General features: G+C 68.8%; 16 protein-coding genes. 12 read left to right on the top strand and 4 right to left on the bottom strand.

The window, feature by feature from the left end; genetic code table 11:
* On the top strand, positions 1 to 498 hold a 498-nt coding region (locus AC1DQP_RS05630), incomplete at its 5' end, for a DUF4785 family immunoglobulin-like domain-containing protein (protein WP_478051235.1).
* A 161-nt stretch (positions 499 to 659) separates the two neighbouring features.
* On the opposite strand, the gene AC1DQP_RS05625 is transcribed toward AC1DQP_RS05630, so the two are convergent.
* The gene (locus AC1DQP_RS05625) at positions 660 to 1,445 is read right to left on the bottom strand and encodes an ABC transporter ATP-binding protein (RefSeq protein ID WP_457320161.1); all 786 of its coding nucleotides are present in this window, start codon (positions 1,443 to 1,445) and stop codon (positions 660 to 662) included.
* 194 nt (positions 1,446 to 1,639) lie between these two features.
* On the opposite strand from AC1DQP_RS05625, the gene AC1DQP_RS05620 reads away from it, so the two are divergent.
* The 6 genes from AC1DQP_RS05620 to AC1DQP_RS05595 all read left to right on the top strand — a co-directional run bounded on the left by AC1DQP_RS05620 (position 1,640) and on the right by AC1DQP_RS05595 (position 9,299).
* Positions 1,640 to 2,842: a DesA family fatty acid desaturase gene (locus tag AC1DQP_RS05620; protein ID WP_457320157.1), complete on the top strand. Its 1,203-nt coding sequence runs from the start codon at positions 1,640 to 1,642 to the stop codon at positions 2,840 to 2,842.
* A gap of 45 nt (positions 2,843 to 2,887) precedes the next feature.
* Positions 2,888 to 3,217: an EF-hand domain-containing protein gene (locus AC1DQP_RS05615; RefSeq protein WP_457320156.1), complete on the top strand. Its 330-nt coding sequence runs from the start codon at positions 2,888 to 2,890 to the stop codon at positions 3,215 to 3,217.
* A gap of 43 nt (positions 3,218 to 3,260) precedes the next feature.
* On the top strand, positions 3,261 to 4,073 hold the full coding sequence (mutM, locus tag AC1DQP_RS05610; protein WP_457320154.1) for a bifunctional DNA-formamidopyrimidine glycosylase/DNA-(apurinic or apyrimidinic site) lyase: 813 nt from the start codon (positions 3,261 to 3,263) through the stop codon (positions 4,071 to 4,073).
* A 65-nt stretch (positions 4,074 to 4,138) separates the two neighbouring features.
* Positions 4,139 to 4,705 (top strand): ECF-type sigma factor, encoded by a 567-nt coding sequence (locus AC1DQP_RS05605; RefSeq protein ID WP_256776640.1) that lies wholly within the window; start codon positions 4,139 to 4,141, stop codon positions 4,703 to 4,705.
* 65 nt (positions 4,706 to 4,770) lie between these two features.
* A complete protein-coding gene (locus tag AC1DQP_RS05600; RefSeq protein WP_478051234.1) occupies positions 4,771 to 7,602 on the top strand; it encodes a serine/threonine-protein kinase in 2,832 nt (943 codons plus the stop codon).
* A 95-nt stretch (positions 7,603 to 7,697) separates the two neighbouring features.
* Positions 7,698 to 9,299 (top strand): OpgD/OpgG family glucan biosynthesis protein, encoded by a 1,602-nt coding sequence (locus AC1DQP_RS05595; protein WP_457318802.1) that lies wholly within the window; start codon positions 7,698 to 7,700, stop codon positions 9,297 to 9,299.
* 193 nt (positions 9,300 to 9,492) lie between these two features.
* Here AC1DQP_RS05595 and AC1DQP_RS05590 read toward each other — a convergent pair whose 3' ends face one another.
* Positions 9,493 to 10,113: a thymidine kinase gene (locus AC1DQP_RS05590; RefSeq protein WP_457318804.1), complete on the bottom strand. Its 621-nt coding sequence runs from the start codon at positions 10,111 to 10,113 to the stop codon at positions 9,493 to 9,495.
* A gap of 45 nt (positions 10,114 to 10,158) precedes the next feature.
* A complete protein-coding gene (locus AC1DQP_RS05585; protein WP_457318806.1) occupies positions 10,159 to 10,881 on the bottom strand; it encodes an SEL1-like repeat protein in 723 nt (240 codons plus the stop codon).
* A gap of 111 nt (positions 10,882 to 10,992) precedes the next feature.
* Between AC1DQP_RS05585 and AC1DQP_RS05580 the strand changes: the two genes are divergently transcribed.
* Both AC1DQP_RS05580 and AC1DQP_RS05575 read left to right on the top strand, forming a co-directional pair.
* Positions 10,993 to 12,969: a UvrD-helicase domain-containing protein gene (locus AC1DQP_RS05580; RefSeq protein ID WP_478051233.1), complete on the top strand. Its 1,977-nt coding sequence runs from the start codon at positions 10,993 to 10,995 to the stop codon at positions 12,967 to 12,969.
* A 155-nt stretch (positions 12,970 to 13,124) separates the two neighbouring features.
* A complete protein-coding gene (locus tag AC1DQP_RS05575) occupies positions 13,125 to 13,658 on the top strand; it encodes a GNAT family N-acetyltransferase (protein WP_256776646.1) in 534 nt (177 codons plus the stop codon).
* A gap of 295 nt (positions 13,659 to 13,953) precedes the next feature.
* On the opposite strand, the gene AC1DQP_RS05570 is transcribed toward AC1DQP_RS05575, so the two are convergent.
* Complete coding sequence (locus tag AC1DQP_RS05570; RefSeq protein ID WP_457318811.1) at positions 13,954 to 14,625, bottom strand: YceH family protein; 672 nt, start codon at positions 14,623 to 14,625, stop codon at positions 13,954 to 13,956.
* 111 nt (positions 14,626 to 14,736) lie between these two features.
* Here AC1DQP_RS05570 and AC1DQP_RS05565 point away from each other — a divergent pair, with 111 nt between their 5' ends.
* The 3 genes from AC1DQP_RS05565 to AC1DQP_RS05555 all read left to right on the top strand — a co-directional run bounded on the left by AC1DQP_RS05565 (position 14,737) and on the right by AC1DQP_RS05555 (position 17,518).
* On the top strand, positions 14,737 to 15,651 hold the full coding sequence (locus AC1DQP_RS05565; RefSeq protein ID WP_457318813.1) for a 5'-nucleotidase, lipoprotein e(P4) family: 915 nt from the start codon (positions 14,737 to 14,739) through the stop codon (positions 15,649 to 15,651).
* Entirely contained in the window at positions 15,648 to 16,379 is a 732-nt protein-coding gene (gene pyrF, locus AC1DQP_RS05560) for an orotidine-5'-phosphate decarboxylase (protein WP_457318815.1), read from the top strand. The genes AC1DQP_RS05565 and pyrF overlap by 4 nt, the downstream gene beginning before the upstream one ends.
* A 311-nt stretch (positions 16,380 to 16,690) precedes the next feature.
* On the top strand, positions 16,691 to 17,518 hold the full coding sequence (locus AC1DQP_RS05555) for a S1 family peptidase (RefSeq protein ID WP_457318817.1): 828 nt from the start codon (positions 16,691 to 16,693) through the stop codon (positions 17,516 to 17,518).
* Positions 17,519 to 18,069: the final 551 nt, after the last annotated feature.

Genomic DNA, 18,069 nt, shown 5'->3' with positions numbered 1-18,069 from the left:
GCGCCCGACGGGCGCGGCTGGCCGGTGCCGCTGGTGGCCGGCAAGGAGGGCCTGCGCGCGCGCGTGACGATTCCGCAGGACATCGGCCGGGTGCAGGGCTTGTGGGAACTGCAGGCCTTCGTCAGCGCCAACGGGGTGCAACGCGATGCCAAGGTCGCCTTCGCCGTGGCCCAGCCGACCGCGCGCTTCAGTGGTCAGGTCGCAGTGGACAGTGCCCGTCGTGCGGTGACGCTGCCGCTGCAGATCGGTGCACCGGGGCGGTACGAGGCACGCGGCACGCTCTATGCCACCGGGCCGGATGGCCAGTTGCATCCGGTCGCGCAGGCGCACAGTGCGGCGTGGTTCGACAAGGCCGGCAATGCCGAGCTGCAGTTGCCGTTCGCCAGCGTCGCACTGCCACGCGGGTATGCGGCACCGTTCGAACTGCGTGACCTGCAGTTGCAGGACCAGGGGCGGATGGCGCCGATCGAATCGCGCGCGGTGGCGGTGAAGTTCTAGGGAAGGCGGGAAACGGAGGCGATTGCCTCCGTTTCCCCTGGCAGAGCCACGCCATGCGTGGCTGCCTTGCGTCCAGCGCCCGTGCACCTGCCAGCCACGCATGGCGCGGCTCTATCGTTCGGGGTCCGTGCACCTTGCCAGCCACGCATGACTACGGGCGTTTATCCGGCAAAGGCGCTCAGCCTCCCCTCGTGTTCGATCACCTGGATTGGTCCGCCGAACACCTCCGATAGCGGCGCGTCGCGCAGCAGGTCGTGCCGGCTGCCGTCGGCGAGGATCCTGCCGCCGCGCAACAGCACCACGCGCTCGATCTCGGGGATGATCTCTTCGATGTGATGGGTCACCAGCACCAGGGTGATGCCTTCGGCGGCCAGCCTGCGCAGGGTGGCGATCAGGTGCTGGCGGGCGATCAGGTCCAGCCCGGTCGACGGCTCGTCCAGCAGCAGCGCCTGCGGCCGGTTGACCAGCGCACGGGCAATCAGCACGCGCCGGGTTTCACCGGCCGACAGTTCGGCATAGCCGCGCTGCAGCAGCGGCAGCGCGCCGGTCAGCGTCAGGGTTTCACGCACCCGCTCGCGCATGGCGTCGGTGACTTCCCGGAAGGCGGGCACCACGAAACTGGCGAAGAACCCCGACAGCACCGCGTCTTCCACGGTCAGTCCGGGCATGTCGGCCAGGTTGCTGCTGAGGTCGCCAGTGACGATGCCCAGCTGCGAGCGCAGGCGGTCCACCTGCCAGCGGTTCTGCCCGAGCACGCGCACCGCCACGCTGCCGTCGGCATGCGCCAGCGGGTACAGCTCGCGGGTGATCAGCTTGATGAAGGACGACTTGCCACAGCCGTTGGGGCCCAGCAGCGCGGTGTGCTGGCCCTGGGCGATGCGCAGGCTGAGGTCGTGCAGGACCCGGACCTGGCCACGGATCACACAGGCGCGGTCCAGCTCGATCAGGGGGGCGTTGGCGGCGACGGGCGCCGTGGAGGCTGCGACTGTCATGAATGCGGGGGCATGCTCACGAAGAGGGGAAACAACTGAATGACTGCGCAAAAATCGCATCAGATGGATGAAGTTTGCAACGTCAGGCCCCATCATGTTCGAAGGTGTACCCGTTTCCTTGCTGGCCGCCCGCGGCCCGGAGTCCTGCGATGCTCGATACGCTCCTCAACTTCCTGACCGGCGGTATCGTCGGCCTCGGCTGGTGGGGGATGGCGCTGGTGCTGCTGGTGTTCACCCAGCTGACCATCTTCGCCGTCACCCTGTACCTGCATCGCAGCCAGGCGCACCGTGGCGTGGATTTCCACCCGCTCATCGCCCACTTCTTCCGCTTCTGGACCTGGCTCACCACCTCCATGATCACCAAGGAGTGGGTGGCGATCCATCGCAAGCACCACGCCAAGGTGGAAACCGACGAAGACCCGCACAGCCCGGTCACCAAGGGCATCGGCATGGTGTTCTGGCGCGGCGTGGAGCTGTACCGCGAAGCTCGCGCGATGCGTGCGGACATCGAGCAGTACGGCCGTGGCGCCCCGGACGACTGGATCGAGCGTCACCTGTACACCCCGCACGCCAACCTCGGCCCGGTCGCGTTGCTGGCCATCAACAGCCTGTTGTTCGGCCTGCCCGGCGTGGCCCTGTGGGCGATCCAGATGGCGTGGATCCCGTTCTGGGCCGCCGGCGTGGTCAACGGCCTCGGCCACTGGTGGGGCTACCGCAACTTCGAATCGGCCGATACCTCGACCAACCTGACCCCGTGGGCGTTCTGGATCGGCGGCGAAGAGCTGCACAACAACCACCATGCCTTCCCGAGCTCGGCGCGTTTCTCCATGCGCCGCTGGGAGTTCGACATCGGCTGGGCGGCCATCCGCGGCCTGCAGGCGCTGCGCCTGGCCAAGGTGCTGCGCGTGGCACCGTCCATGGACGTGCGCCCGAACATCACCGTGCCCGACGCTGAAACCCTCAAGGCCCTGTTGTCGCACCGCTTCCAGGCGATGACCGACTACCAGCGCAACGTGTTCGTCCCGGCCCTGCGCGAAGAGGCGTCGATGGCCGGCGCCAAGCTGCGCAAGCTGCTGCCGCGCCGCATGCGCCGTGGCCTGGTCAACGATGGCCGCTGGCTCAAGCCCGATTGCCGCGCCCAGCTCAGCACCTGGGTGGAACAGCGCCCGCGCATCCGCGTGCTGGTCGAGCACCGCGCGCGCCTGGCGGCCCTGCTGGAAGCGCGCGGCAACGACGCCGCCGAACGCCTCAAGCTGCTGCAGGCCTGGTGCCACGAAGCCGAGGCAAGCGGCATCGCCGCGCTGCAGGCCTATGCCGCACGCCTGAAGGGCTATGCACTGACGGCGCACTGACCGGTGCGCCGGTCTGCACCCGATGCCTGTGAAAAACGCCGCCGCGTGCGGCGTTTTTCCTGCCTCGCCCTGCTGCTCGCCGCCACCGGTGTGCAGGCGCAGGTCGCCGATACCGGCAGCTACCTGCAGCGCATGGATACCGACGGTGATGGCCGCGTCAGCGTCGAGGAATACGTGCAGTGGATGATGTATGCCTTCCAGCGCATGGACCGCAACGGCGATGGCGTGCTCAGCGCCGATGAACTGCCCGGCGGCAAGGGTCCCTCGATCACCCGCGAACAGCAGCGGCAGACCCTGATCCAGCGGTTCCATAAGCAGGATGCCAATGGCGACGGGTATCTGAGTGCCAAGGAACTGGCCGCGCCGCCGCGTTGATTGCCGCGCGCCCAGTCTGTCGCCGGCTCGCTAGAATCTCCCCATGCCCGAACTCCCCGAAGTAGAAACCACCCGCCGAGGTCTGGCCCCGCACCTGGAAGGCCGCCGCGTGCACGGCGTGATCCTGCGCCGCCCCGACCTGCGCTGGCCGATTCCCGATGAGATCGGCGCCCTGCTCCCCGGCCAGGCGATCGAAGGCGTGCGCCGCCGCGCCAAGTACCTGCTGCTCGATACCGCCATCGGCAGCGCCCTGCTGCACCTGGGCATGTCCGGTAGCCTGCGCGTGCTGCCCGGTGATACCCCCGTGCGTGCGCACGACCACGTCGACATCAGCCTGGACAACGGCCGCCTGCTGCGCTTCAACGACCCGCGCCGGTTCGGCAGCCTGTTGTGGCAACCGGCCGGGGAAACCCACGCACTGCTGGCCGGGCTGGGCCCGGAGCCGCTGGAGGAGGCCTTCAACGGCGATTACCTCTTCCAGCGCAGTCGGGGCCGCAAGGCGCCGGTGAAGACCTTCCTGATGGACCAGGGCATCGTGGTCGGGGTGGGCAACATCTACGCTGCCGAAAGCCTGTTCATGGCCGGAATCAACCCGCTGCGCGAGGCCGGGAAGATCTCCCGCGAGCGCTACCAGCGCCTGGCCGATGCAGTGAAGCAGATCCTGGCCTACGCCATCACCCGCGGCGGTACCACCCTGCGCGACTTCATCAATCCGGACGGGGCGCCGGGTTACTTCGAGCAGGAGCTGCTGGTCTACGGCCGTGAAGGCGAGCCCTGCCGCCAGTGCGGCCGGCTGCTGCGGCACGCCACCATCGGCCAGCGCGCCAGCGTCTGGTGCAGCCACTGCCAGCGTTGAACCCTCGCATGCCTGTCGCCTTGGCGGGGGTATAGTCCGGCCAACGTCACCGGCGGGGGTGTGCGATGGACGAGGGCCCGGATATCACCGTATGGCTGGATTCAGCCCGTGCGGGCGACCGCGCTGCGCTGGACCGGGTGCTGACCCTGCTCTACCAGGAGCTGCACAGCATGGCCCGGCGCCAGCTGGCCGGGCAGCAGGGGCGCACCCTGGATGCGACCTCGCTGGTCCACGAGTCCTACCTGAAACTGCTCGGCGCGCGCGGTACCGCCCGCTTCGAAGATCGCGCGCACTTCTTCGCCTACGCCGCCTCGGCGATGCGCAGCGTGGTGGTGGACTACGCGCGCAACCGGCTGGCGCGCAAGCGCGGCGGCGACCTCAAGCGGGTGGCGGAAATACCGGAAAACAGCAGCAGCGGCGTGCGCATGGACGAGGACCTGCTGGCACTGGACGTGGCACTGGCGCGGCTGCAGGCGGTGGATGGGCACCTGGCCAAGGTGGTGGAACTGCGTTATTTCGCCGGGCTGTCCGAGCAGGAAATCGCCGACCTCTGCCAGCGCTCCGAACGCAGCATCCGCCGCGACTGGCAGAAGGCCCGCATGTTCCTGCTGGCATCGGTGCGCGAAGACTGATCGAGGGGGCATGACGGCCCTGCGTGGCGGCGCGGGCGGCGGTACATCGTTCGGGGGGTGGATCGATGGAAGCGGTGCGCTGGCGGCAGCTGTCGACGCTGCTGGACCAATTGCTGGAACTGCCCCCGGCCCAGCGCGAGCTGCGCCTGGCCCAGCTGCGCGCGGCCGATCCGACCTTGGCCGGGGACGTGGAACGCTTGCTGGCGCACGAACGCGACAGCCATGAGTTCATGGCCCAGCCGCTGTGGACGGCCGCGCCGGAAGACAGCCGCGCCGGCACCCTGGTTGGCCCTTACCGGCTGCTGCGGCCGCTGGGCGAGGGCGGCATGGGCGAGGTCTGGCTGGCCGAGCGTGCCGACGGTTTGTACCAGCGCCGCGTCGCGTTGAAGCTGCTGCGAAGCGGCTACGCCGACTCCGGCCTGCGCCAGCGCTTCGCCCGCGAGCGCGAGATCCTGGCCCGCCTGCAGCACCCCCACCTGGCCGAACTGCTGGACGCCGGCGTGGACCTGCAGGGCCAGCCCTACCTGGCGTTGGCCTACGTCGAAGGCGAACCGATCACTGACTACTGCCAGCGCCTGCAACTGCCGCTGGAGCGTCGCCTGCCGTTGATGCTGCAGGTCTGCGAGGTGGTCAGCCACGCCCACGCCAACCTGATCGTGCACCGCGACCTGAAGCCTTCCAACATCCTGGTCACCGCCGAGGGCGAAGTGAAACTGCTCGATTTCGGCATCGCCAAGCTGCTTGATGATCAAGACGGGCGTGACCCCGCGCAGCATCCGCTGACCGACGCGCGGGCCTTCACCCTGCACTACGCCGCGCCCGAGCAGGTGCGCGGTGAACCGATGACCACGCTCACCGATGTGTATTCGCTCGGTGTTGTGTTGTACGAGGTGATCACCGGGCGCAAACCCTACCGGCTGCGTCGACAGAGCGATGCCGAATGGGAGCGCTCGATTCTGGAGGTGGATGCGCCGCGGGCCTCGGCCGTGGTGCTGCGCGGCAGCGCCGATGCACCGCCCACGACGGCGGCACGGCGACTGGCCCGGCGCCTGCGCGGTGATCTGGACACCGTCCTGCTCAAGGCGCTGCAGAAGGCACCGGCACAGCGCTATGCCTCGGTGGAAGCGCTGGCGCAGGACCTGCGACGCTTTCTGGAAGGCCGACCGATCCACGCGCGGCCGCAGCGCACCCTCTACCGCCTGCACAAGTACCTGGGCCGGCATCGCTGGGGCGTGGCGCTGGGCGCGTCATGCGCGCTGGCGCTGCTCGGCCTGGCGGGCGTAGCGCTGTGGCAGATGCAGCAGGCGCGGCGCGAGATCGTCCGCGCACAGGCCATGCAGGATTTCACCGTGAGCCTGTTCGACCGTGCCGCCAGCGTGCGCCATGGCAGCTTCGACGTGCGCCAGCTGCTGGCGACCGGGCAGCAGCGGGGCGAGGCCGAACTGGCCGACCAGCCGCTGTCGCTGGCCGACCTGGAAGGGGTGATCGGGCGGCTGCGGATCGGCATGGGCGATTACCAGCTGGCGCTGCAGACCCTGGACCGCCAACGCGCGCTGCTGCAACAGGTCGACGACGTGCCGCCGCCGCTGCAACTGGAAGCGGTGACCCAGCGCGGGCGGGCGCTGCGCATGCTGGGACGCTCGCGCGAATGCGTCACCCACATGACCCCGATGCAGGCACTGGCCGCCGAGCAGCGCACGGCGCTGCCCAGCCAGGTGGCCGAGTACCACACCCAGCTCGGCCGGTGCCAGCAGCTGCTGGGCTACCGTGCCCCGGCGCGCGCAGGCTTTGAACAGGCGCTGGCGCTGCGTCGCGAGGTCCTGCACGACCTTCCCGGCACGGCCGACAGCCTGGCCGATCTGGCTGCCCTGGACAGCGACGACGGCCGCCCGCAGGCGGCATTGGCCGGCTACCAGCAGGCCCTGCAGCTGCTGCAGGCGCGGGCCGGCGAGCGCCTGCCGCAGTTGATCGCACTGCGTCGGCATCTCGGCGAGACGCTCGCCGTGCAGGGCAACCTGGACGCGGCCGAGCAGAACCTGCACATCGCCTGGGCCGACGCGGTCAGCCTGTATGGTCCGGACCATCCCGAGACGCTGTCGATCCGGCGCCTGCGTGGGGTGCTGGCAATGCAGCGCGGCGATCTGCAGCAGTCCACCGCGCTGCTGCACCAGGTGCATGCGCTGACCCGCCGCGCCTTGGGCGAGCAGCACCGCGACACCGGCTTGAGCTGGCATGCGCTGGGCCGTCTTGCGCTGGAGCGCGGCGACAGCAGCGAAGCGGTCGCCGACTTCGAGCGTGCCGTGGCCATCTGGCGCCAACCGGACTGCATTGGCCTGTTGCCGCAGGGTCTGTACGACTATGGCACCGCGCTGGCGCAGGCCGGGCGCTGGCAGGCCGCGCTCGCGGCATTGCACGAGGGCCGCCAGTGGCAGGCTGCGCAGCGCGGCGACCATGCGCCTTCGGTGCAGCGCGCCGACCGGCTCATGGCCGAGGTCACCAGCGCCTACGGCGACCCGCACCAGGCCGGTGAGCAGTTGGCGCAGCTGATGCGGCGCAGCGCGCAGGGCGGGCCGGAAGCGGCCACCCAGCAGCAGGCGCTGCAGTTGGCCTGGGGCCGCAACCTGGTCCGCATGGGCCAGGACGTGGAAGCGCGGCGCGCGCTGCAGCAGGTAGCCGGTGGCACCGCGCCCGATCCGGCCAGCATCGAACTGCGCTGGCAGGCACGCACCACCCTGGCCGCGCTGCACTGCACGCAGGCGCCGTGGCGCGGCCGCGAGGCCCTGCTGCAGCTACAGACCGAGGTGCAGGCGCAACGTCCGCAGGGCGGCGCCGTGCTGCGCGGTATCGACCAGGCCCTCCGGGCCTGCGCTGCGCCGGCGCTGGCGTCGCTGCGGTGAGCGGCGGGTTTGCTGAACGTCACGCCGCGACCACCTCGGCGAATTAACGTTCCTCTGCCTATGATGGCCGGCCCTTTCCTGCCAGCGCTGCCTGCATGCAACGTCGCGACTTCATCCGCAATGCCTCCCTGGCCCTGGCCGCGATCGGCTTCCCCGCGTTGCCGGCCTGTGCCGCACAGGGCAACCAGCTCGGGCTGCGCCGGCTCGGCCAGCCGCAGCCGTTCGATTTCGCCACCCTCAAGGGCCAGGCGCGCGCGCTGTCGCAGGCCGCCTACCAGAGCCACAAGCGCACCCTGCCCGGGCCGCTGGAGGCGCTGGACTGGGACCAGTACCAGTCGATCAGCTATCGCCAGGACCACGCCTTGTGGGCCGACAAGCCCGGCAAGTACCAGGCCAAGTTCTTCCACCTGGGCCTGTACTTCCATTCGCCGGTGCGCATGTATGACGTGGTCGATGGCACCGCGCAGGAGCTGGCCTACGATCCGGCGGCGTTCAATTACGGCAAGAGCGGATTGACGGGCAGCCACCTGCCGGCCGACCTCGGCTTTGCCGGCTTCCGCCTCAACACCCGCCAGGACACCGACCGCGACTTCGCCGCGTTCCTGGGCGCCAGCTACTTCCGTGCGGTCGGCAAGGAAGGCCAGTACGGCCAGTCCGCACGTGGCCTGGCGATTGACACCGGGATGGGCAAGCCGGAGGAATTCCCGGACTTCATCGCCTACTACCTGGAACAGCCGGCGGCAGACTCCAACACCCTGGTGGTGTATGCGCTGCTGGATTCGCCCAGCGTGGCCGGCGCCTACCGCTTCGCGATCACCAACGGCGATGTGCTGCTGATGGACATCGACTGCGCGCTGTACCCGCGCAAGGCGATCGAGCGGCTCGGCATCGCCCCGTGCACCAGCATGTACCAGGTCGGCGAGAACGATCGCCGCATGGACTGGGACTGGCGCCCGGAAATCCACGATACCGACGGCCTGTCGATGTGGACCGGCGGCGGCGAGTGGATCTGGCGTCCGCTGTGCAACCCGCACAACCTGCGCTTCAACATGTTCGTGGACAACAACCCGCGTGGCTTCGGTCTGCTCCAGCGTGACCGCAACTTCGACCATTACCAGGACGACGGCGTCTTCTACGAGAAGCGCCCGTGCCTGTGGGTGGAGCCGAAGGGGCAGTGGGGCAAGGGCTCGGTGCAGCTGGTCGAGATCCCCACCGTCGATGAAACCTTCGACAACATCGTGGCGTTCTGGAATCCCGAGGCCAAACCGCAGCCCGGCCAGGAGCTGCTGCTTGGCTACCGCCTGTACTGGGGCGCCGAACCGCCCGCGCACCCGCCGCTGGCCCACTGCGTGGCCAGCCGCACCGGCCTGGGCGGGGTGATCGGCAAGAAGCGCGCGTACTTCTCGTGGCGCTTCGCGGTCGATTTCGAAGGTGGCGAACTGGCCGCGCTGATCGACAAGGGCGAGGTCGAAGCGGTGGTCCAGGCCAGCCGTGGCCGCGTGGAGATCGTCTCGGCGCGTCCGCTGCGCGAGATCAAGGGCTACCGCGCCATGTTCGACCTGGTCCCGCCGGACGATTCCACCGACCAGATCGACATCCGCCTGTACCTGCGCAGCGGCGGCAAGACCCTGACCGAAACCTGGCTGTACCAGTACAGCCCGCCGCCGAAGGGCGCGCCGGAACGCACGTTGTATTGATCGGCCCCCGGCACCGCACGCCGCTCCATGGGGGGAGGGTAGAGCCGAGCCATGCTCGGCTGCTCTCGGCGCAGCAATCACCGCCACGCGCTGCCTGGCACGCCGAGCACGGCTCGGCGCTACGGCCGGGTGACGATCCGCCACACGCTGCCTGGCACGTCGAGCATGGCGCGGCGCTACGGCCGGGTGACGATCAGATCGGCAGCTTGGCCTGCGCCGGGTCGATTTTTCCTTCACCGCGGGTGATCTTCTTGAACTCGGCGCGGCTGACCGACACATAGCGCTCATTGCCGCCGATCTCCACCTGCGGGCCGTCCTGCACGGCGTGGCCGTGCTCGTCCACGCGCACGGTCATGGTGGCCTTCTTGCCGCTGTGGCAGATCGTCTTGATCTCCTGCATCTCGTCGGCCCAGGCCAGCAGGTACTGGCTGCCTTCGAACAGCTCGCCGCGGAAATCGGTACGCAGCCCGTAGCAGAGCACCGGGATGCGCAGCTGGTCGACCACTTCACTGAGCTGCCAGACCTGGCTGCGGGTCAGGAACTGGGCTTCATCCACCAGCACGCAGCCGAGCTTGCCGTGGGCCTCCAGGTCTTGGGCGATGAGCCACTGCAGGTCGGTGTCGCGGTCGAAGGCCACGCCATCGGCCTTCAGCCCGATCCGCGAGGCCACCACGCCACGCCCGGCACGGTCGTCCAGGCGGGGGGTCAGGATGGCCACGCGCATGCCCCGCTCGTGGTAGTTGTGCGCCGACTGCAGCAGGGTCGTGGTCTTGCCGGCGTTCATCGCCGAATAATAGAAATAGAGCTTGGCCATGCGGGGATTTTATCCGCTCCGTGGCCTGGACAGGCTATCGGCCGATCAGTCGGCCGGGCCGGGCACGGTCGTAGGCGCACCGACATCGACCGTACCGTTGCCACGCCCGGCCTGGGCCAGTTCCTCCGCCTTCCATTGCCAGTACCGCGTCGGTTGCCAGTACCCGTCCTGGTAGAACGTGTCCGGGTCCACCACGCGCGCACCACGCTTGTCGCGGACGAACATGTCCATCTTGGCCGTCACGGCGCCGGTGCGGCTGCCGGTGACCGTGCGCAGCCCGCTGCGCAGCTCGCGCTCCAGGCGCGGCTGGGCGGCGGGGTCGCCGAACTCGGCATACAGCGTCCGCCCCTCGCTGACCGCACGCTGGCGTTCGGCCGGATCCAGCGCGGCCCAGTAACGCTCGCGCTGGGCCAGCAGGAACGGCGTGCCGCGTTCGGCGGCCAGATCCATCCATGCATACCCCATGGCCCGGTCGAGCGCGCCGCCCTGGCCGGTCCACCACATYTCGGCCAGGGCGGCCTGCGAGAGTTTGTCGGCGTACCGCGCAGCGGCCTGGAAGTGGCTGCGCGCCTCGCCCATCCGCCCCTCCACCTGTGCCTGGTGACCCAGTTGGCGGTAGCGCATGTCCGGGTGGTTGGCCAGGAAGGCCGGACTGCCCAGTACTTCCCGCGCGCGCAGGTCGGCCACCTGGGGCTGTGCCAGCACCGGCGAGACGGCCATGGCCGCGACCACCACCCACAACCGTCGATCCGTAAGACGCCCGATCACGTGCCACCTCCCTGCGCTCGACAGACGTCCTCAATACCGGCTGCCCGGGTCGGCGTCAACCGGATCGGCTAGCCGGGCGGCCCGGTACAATGCCCCTCCCACGGAGATGGCATGCACGGTCTCAACCCCCCCCAACGCGCGGCAGTGCTGCACTGCGAAGGTCCCCTGCTGGTGCTCGCGGGCGCCGGCAGCGGCAAGACGCGCGTGATCGTGGAGAAAATCGCCCAGCTGATCGCCACCAAGCGCTACCCGGCGCGGCGGATCGCGGCGATCACCTTCACCAACAAGTCCGCCAAGGAAATGCGCGAGCGCGTGGCCAAGCGGCTGCACGGCGGGGATGCCGAGGATGTCACCATCTGCACCTTCCATGCCCTCGGACTGAAGTTCCTGCAGATCGAACACGCGGCGGTGGGGCTCAAGCGCGGCTTCTCGATTTTCGATGCGGACGATGCCACCTCGCAGGTCAAGGACCTGATGTACGGCGCCAAGCCGGACGACATCGAGGACGTGAAAAACCTGATCTCGCGCGCCAAGAATGCCGGCCTCTCGCCAGAGCAGGCGATGGCCGCGGCGCGCAGCAACCGTGAGAAGGAAGCGGCCAGCGTCTACGAGCGCTACCAGCTGCGCCTGACCGCCTTCAACGCGGTCGACTTCGACGACCTGATCCGCCTGCCCGTGCAGGTGCTGGAAGAAAACCCGGAGATCGCGGTGGCCTGGCGCGAGCGCATCGGCTACCTGTTGGTCGACGAATGCCAGGACACCAACGATGCGCAGTACCGGCTGCTCAAGCAGCTGGCCGGCAGCAAGGGCAACTTCACCTGCGTGGGCGACGACGATCAGTCGATCTACGCCTGGCGTGGCGCCAACCCGGAAAACCTGCAGCAGATGGCGCGCGATTACCCGGCGCTTGAAATCATCAAGCTGGAGCAGAACTACCGCTGCTCCAACCGTGTGCTGCGCGCGGCCAATGCGCTGATCGCCAACAACCCGCACGAACACCTGAAGAAGCTGTGGAGCGACCAGGCCGACGGCGAGCGCATCCGCGTGTGGGAATGCCGAAACAGCGAACACGAGGCAGAAAAGGTGGCGGCGGAGATCTCGTTCCTGGCCACCTCCAAGAAGATTCCGTGGAGCGATTTCTGCATCCTGTTCCGCGGCAATTTCCAGTCGCGGCCGCTGGAAAAGGCCCTGCAGCTGGTGCGCGCGCCGTACCACATCACCGGCGGCACCGCGTTCCTGGAACGCCAGGAAGTGAAGGACACGCTGTCCTGGCTGCGCCTGCTGGTGAACCCCGACGACGATACGGCGTTCATGCGCGCGGTCCAGTCGCCCAAGCGCGAAGTCGGCGCCGGCACGCTGGCCAAGCTGGCCGAGCTGGCGTCTGAAAAAGAGCTGCCGATGGCCCATGCCGCCGAAGCGATCGGTGCGTTGTCGCAGCTGCCGCCACGTGCGGCCAATGGACTGAGCCGCTTCACCGACATCCTGYGCGACCTGCGTGCGGAGATGCCCAAGCTCAGTTCCGGCGACCTGGTGCGCAAACTGGTGAAGGAATCGGGGCTGGTCTCCGAGCTGCGCAGCGCATGCAAGGAAGAGTCGGTCTACCAGCGTCGCCTGGGCAACCTGGAAGAACTGGCGCAGTGGTTTGAAGGCGGCCCACGCGGCGCCACCACCGCCGACCTGGCCGCGCAGCTGGCGTTGCTGTCGCGCAACGACAAGGACGATGGCGGCAACCAGGTGCGGATGATGACCATGCACGCCTCCAAGGGCCTGGAATTCCCGTACGTGTTCATCATCGGCTGTGAGGACGGCGTGCTGCCGCACCAGGTCAGCCTGGATGAAGGCAACCTGCAGGAAGAACGCCGCCTGCTGTACGTGGGCATCACCCGCGCCAAGGTGCAGCTGTGGATGAGTTACAGCAAGCTCACCCGCAAGTTCGGCGAGCACGTGCGGCTCAAGCCCAGTCGTTTCTTCGACGAGATTCCGGCCGAGGAAATGCAGCGCGACGGCGCCGATCCCGTCGCCGACGCCGCGCGCAAGAAAGAGCGCGCGAGTGCGGGGTTGGCCGCGATCCAGGCATTGTTCGACTGACCCAACACACGGTAGAGCCGACCGTTGGTCGGCTGCCGTTCCGAGGCGCGTCGGCTGCACTATGTCCGGTCGAAGAGCAGCCGACCAACGGTCGGCTCTACCGTGTTCGCGGCGCGCACTGCACAATCGGGGCATCGTCCTCTGCAGTGATCCGCATGTCCGCCCTGATCCAGACCGACCGCCTGCACCTGCGCCTGATCGATCCCGACCACGATGCGGCCGACATGCTGGCCCTGCTCAACGCGCCGGGCTTCATCCGCAACATCGCCGACCGTGGTGTGCGCACCCTGGCCCAGGCGCGCGACTACACCGCCGAGCGTGTGCTCGGCAGTTACACGCTCAACGGGTTTGGCATGTACGCGATCATCCGTCGCAGCGACGGGGCCTGGCTGGGCAATGCCGGGTTGGTGCGCCGCGATGGACTGCCGGCGCCGGACATCGGCTACGCGTTGCTGTCCGAGTACGAAGGCAACGGCTACGCGTTCGAAGCCGCGCGCGGGGTGATGCACTACGCACGCGATGTGCTGGGCCATGCGGACCTGTACGGCATCGTCTCGCCGGACAACCTGCGCTCGGCCGCGTTGCTGCGCAAGCTGGGCATGGAAGACCGCGGTGACCTGCTGTTGCCGCCGCCGCACGGCGGGGACGTCGTGCTGCTGTTCGCCACGCCGGGTGCGCCGGCCCCTTGATACCGCGCAGCCGAGCATGGCTCGGCTCTACCATCGGCAGGGTCGCGGTGCCTGTTGCCGTGCAGCCGAGCATGGCTCGGCTCTGCCATCGGCAGGGTCGCGGTGCCTGTTACCTCGCAGCCGAGCATGGCTCGGCGCTACCACCGGCAGGGTCGCGGTGCCTGATACCGCGTAGCCGAGCATGGCTCGGCTCTACCATCGGTAGGGCTGCGGTGCCTGTTGCCGCGGAGCCGAGCATGGCTCGGCGCTACCATCGGTCGGCCATGGGTAGAGCCGAGCCATGCTCGGCTGCCTTTTACCCCCCCAACTGCGCGCGCAGGTCGGCCAGCTGTTCCTGCAGCTCGGCCACGGTGGCTTCCAGCTGTTGCACGCGCGCTTCCAGCGCCGGGTTGCCCGCGACGGCACTGCCGCCGCTGGACGCTGCCGACTTGTACTGCTCGGCCAGCGCCTGCCCATCCACCGGTCCACCGAGAAGGTGCATGTAGCGGTCTTCGCGTTGGCCGCTGGCGCGCGGCAACAGCACGGCCAGGCCGCGCTGGATCATGCGTTCGATGTGGTGGCGCAGTTCCTCGGCATCCTGGAACGCGAACAGGCGCTCGCTGCGGGTCAGCAGCTCGTTCACCGTCTGCGGGCCGCGCAGCAGCAACAGGCCCACGATCGCCAACTGCTGGCGGGTCAGGTCCAGCGCGGCACCGGCGCGATGCTCGTAGCGCTCGGCGCGCGAGGAGAACTGCTGGCGCGCCAGGCCAAGCGTTTCCAGCTGGCGCAGCGCGTGGTGCACATCGCCGGCCGACAAGGCCATCACCGGCTCGCGTGCGGTCTTCTGGTTGGCGGCCACCTGGGCGGCGTTGACCGTCAGCGGGTAGGCGTCYGGCGTGGTCGCCTCCTTCTCGATCAGGCAGCCCAGGGCGCGGGCCTGGGCCGCGCTCAGCACGGGCAGGGCGGGGGTCTGGGGGTCATCGGTCATGGGGCGCTCGGCGGTGTTTCAGGGGCGTGCAGCATAGCCGAGGCCCGCACCGCACATGATTGCCGCCGGACAAGCCGGTAAACTGGCGCGACTTTGTTGCTGGTGACCCCGATGCGTCGTACTGCTGCTGTTTCCCTGTCCGTGCTTGCCTGCGCCGTGATGGCGCTCAGTGCCTGCAAGCGCACCGAAGCCCCGGCCGAAGCTGCCCCGCCGCCCGCCAGCGCCCCGGCCGCCGCCGGCGATGCCGCCGTCGCGGCCAACGACAACCTCAACGCCGTGCTGTGGATGCAGCGCGCGCAGGAATACCGGGCGATCACCGAGCAGACCTACCGTGCCGCCGCCGACCACCTGGACAAGGCGCTGAAGGAAGCCAACTGGGATGCGCTGGTACCGGAGGAACGCGGCAACGCCGCCAAGGGCCTCAAGCCGGCCGTGGTGCTGGACGTGGACGAGACCGTGCTGGACAACTCGCCCTACCAGGCGCGCCTGGTGCGCGATGGCAAGGAATACGATGAACTCAGCTGGGACCAGTGGGTGGCCGAGAAGAAGGCCAGGGCGATTCCCGGCGTGGTCGATTTCGCCAAGGCCGCCAATGCCAAGGGCGTGACCCTGCTGTACATCTCCAACCGCGCCGTGCACCTCAAGGAGGCCACTCTGGCCAACCTGCGTGCCGAAGGCCTGCCGGTCGCCGATGACAGCGTGTTCCTCGGCCTGGGCACGGTGGTGAAGGACTGCGAGCAGGCCGGCAGCGAGAAGAACTGCCGCCGCCGCCTGGCCGGCCAGCAATACCGCGTGCTGATGCAGTTCGGCGACCAACTGGGCGACTTCGTCGAAGTCACCGCCAACACCAATGAAGGGCGCGATGTGCTGCTGCAGCAGTACCACGACTGGTTTGGCGAGCGCTGGTGGATGCTGCCCAACCCGACCTACGGCGGCTTCGAGCCGGCGCAGTTCAACAACGATTATTCGCAGTCGCGCCAGGCCCGCCACGACGCCAAGCGCGCCGCGCTGGATTACGCGCCGTGAGCCGCGCCCCGCTGCCGCTGCGTGACGAGGAGCGCCTGATCTTCGCGCTCGACGTGCCGGGCCGCGACGAGGCGCTGGCGTGGGTGGACCGGCTGGGGGAGACGGTCGGGTTCTACAAGATCGGCATGGAGCTGCTCGCCTCGGGCGAGTACTTCGACGTGCTGGAGACCCTGGCCGCGCGCAACAAGCGGGTGTTCGTCGACCTGAAGTTCTTCGACATCCCGGCCACCGCCGCGGCGGTGATCAAGCGCCTGTCGCAGTGGCCGGTCAGCTACGCCACCATCCACGGTTGGCATCCGGCCATGATGGAGGCGTGCGCCGCCGCCAACGGCAGCGAGATGCGCCTGCTGGCGGTGACCGTGCTGACCTCGATGGGCCGTAGCGACCTGGCCCAGATGGGCATCGACCGTGAACCGGTCGAGGTCGTGGTCGAGCGCGCGCTGGCCGCACAGGCTGCCGGCATCGACGGGGTGATCGCCTCCGGCCAGGAAGCGGGGCCGATCCGCGCCGCCACCGGCGCCGGTTTCTCGATCGTGTGCCCGGGCATCCGCCCCGATGGCCCGGGCGGCGATGACCAGAAGCGCACCGTGGGCGTGGCCCAGGCCTTCGCCGACGGCGCCGATGCGATCGTGGTCGGGCGGCCGATACGCCTGGCAAACGATCCGCGCGCCGCCGCCGAGGCGATCCAGCAGGAAATCGCCACCGCCTGGCGCGCGCGCCAGGCCTGAAGCACCCTCCGCCGCACGCCGGATCGGCGTGCGGCGTGACCGGCAGCCCATTACCAATCGAGCGAAGAACGTAGGGGTGGATAGGGTCACGCCCCAGTCGACGGGCGACATTGGCCCAGCGCTCGACGTCGGCATGACCTGAAAACGTGAGCGGCGCCCGTCGCAATCGCCGCGCTTGTGCCTCGGGAAACCCCGCGTCGCCCGCCAACAGCGCCGCGCGCCGCAGTTCGCCCCGCCCCTTCTGCGATGGAATCCATCCTGCCGGCACGACGTTGCCCGGCGCGATCCCATCCTTGCAATGGAGGTGCTGCATGCATGTGTTTACCCGACTGGCTCTGGCGGCCGGTGTCCTCGGACTCTCCCTGGCCGCGCAGGCGGCTCCCGCGCCGCCCAACGGCGAGCTCTTGCGGCCAGTGATCATCGGCGGGGAGGATGCGTCCCCTGGCCAGTATCCCTTCATGGTCAGCCTGCAACGGCTGGACTTCGGCGATTCGGACCATAGCCGCCACTGGTGCGGCGCTACGCTGATCTCGCCTTCCTGGGTGCTCACCGCCGCCCATTGCGTGCAGGGCGCCAAGCCAGCCGGCTATGCCGCGCTCGCCGGGGCCACCGTGCTGGACACCACCGTGCGCAAACGCACGTCCAACATCCGTGCGATCCACGTGCACCCGGCCTTCAACGCCAACACCCTGGTCAATGACGTGGCGCTCATCCAGTTGCGCAAGCCGATAGACGGGGCGGTGCCAGCCACGCTGCTGGAGGGCAGCGATGCCGGTTACCTCAAAACCGGTCGCGACTTCAGCGTGATCGGGTGGGGCGACACCGGGCTGGAGGGCCCGGAGGGCGCGCCCACAGTGCTGCAGACGGTGCAGACCCCGTTCGTGCCCTTCAAGACCTGCCAACAGGCCTACCGCAGCCTGGAGCCCGGCGCGGTGATCTGCGCCGGCAAGGAGGGTATCGACAGCTGCCAGGGCGACTCCGGTGGTCCATTGCTGGTGCAGCGGCGCAAGCAATGGACGGTGCTGGGGGTGGTCAGCTGGGGCCAGGGGTGTGCCCAGGCCGGCTACCCCGGGGTGTATGCGCGACTATCGGCAGGCTATATCCGCGATTTCATCACCGCCACTTGGACACGTTACTGAAATCAATAAAAACAGCCACTTACGTCGATCATGATGAGGTGTTGCCTTAACTCGGATGGCGGCGTAGGATCGCCGCCATCCGGCTTGCCGGAAATGTGCCACACCATTGTCCTCCGGTTTGCGCCGGTTTGAAGAGGTCCCTGCCGATACCGGCGTGGCCTCTTTTTTTTGTTCTTTTCCCATCTGAGCCGAGCGAATTGCTGCAAGCGCCGTCGCAGAGTGAGCACGACGCTACGCGCATGGACGGACAGTGCCCCGGCGACGTCGGATCGGTTGGTGTCTTCGTTCTGGGCTACCGCGAGCGGGAGGGCCCGTAGCGGCCGGTAGGTCCCTGGCGCAAATGTCCCCCGGCCGCGTGGYGGCCTCCTCCTTGATTTTGCCCARGRRCCTACCGGCCGCTACGGGGCTCGGCKTGCGGTGCGGAGGTGGAAGCCAGGCTTTTCCGTCGCTGGTCGGTGGGTCGGGCGCTGGGCGCCCATGCCCTTTCCGGCGAATGTCCTCCGGCGTCGGCCTGCGGCCGCCCCCTCCCCCTTTATTTCGCCTCCAAGGGC

It is taken from the genome of Stenotrophomonas sp. P5_A8 (genome assembly GCF_056400545.1).
Note: the sequence above shows the minus strand (reverse complement) of the source record. Positions and strands in the feature narration are given on the sequence as shown.

Bases quoted from the DNA above. Each gene is read 5' to 3' on its own strand.
- mutM (WP_457320154.1), top strand. From the start codon at position 3,261: ATGCCCGAACTCCCCGAAGTAGAAACCACCCGCCGAGGTCTGGCCCCG.
- AC1DQP_RS05605 (WP_256776640.1), top strand. From the start codon at position 4,139: ATGGACGAGGGCCCGGATATCACCGTATGGCTGGATTCAGCCCGTGCG.
- AC1DQP_RS05555 (WP_457318817.1), top strand. From the start codon at position 16,691: ATGCATGTGTTTACCCGACTGGCTCTGGCGGCCGGTGTCCTCGGACTC.
- AC1DQP_RS05600 (WP_478051234.1), top strand. From the start codon at position 4,771: ATGGAAGCGGTGCGCTGGCGGCAGCTGTCGACGCTGCTGGACCAATTG.
- AC1DQP_RS05595 (WP_457318802.1), top strand. From the start codon at position 7,698: ATGCAACGTCGCGACTTCATCCGCAATGCCTCCCTGGCCCTGGCCGCG.
- AC1DQP_RS05620 (WP_457320157.1), top strand. From the start codon at position 1,640: ATGCTCGATACGCTCCTCAACTTCCTGACCGGCGGTATCGTCGGCCTC.
- AC1DQP_RS05565 (WP_457318813.1), top strand. From the start codon at position 14,737: ATGCGTCGTACTGCTGCTGTTTCCCTGTCCGTGCTTGCCTGCGCCGTG.
- AC1DQP_RS05590 (WP_457318804.1), bottom strand. From the start codon at position 10,113: ATGGCCAAGCTCTATTTCTATTATTCGGCGATGAACGCCGGCAAGACC.
- AC1DQP_RS05575 (WP_256776646.1), top strand. From the start codon at position 13,125: ATGTCCGCCCTGATCCAGACCGACCGCCTGCACCTGCGCCTGATCGAT.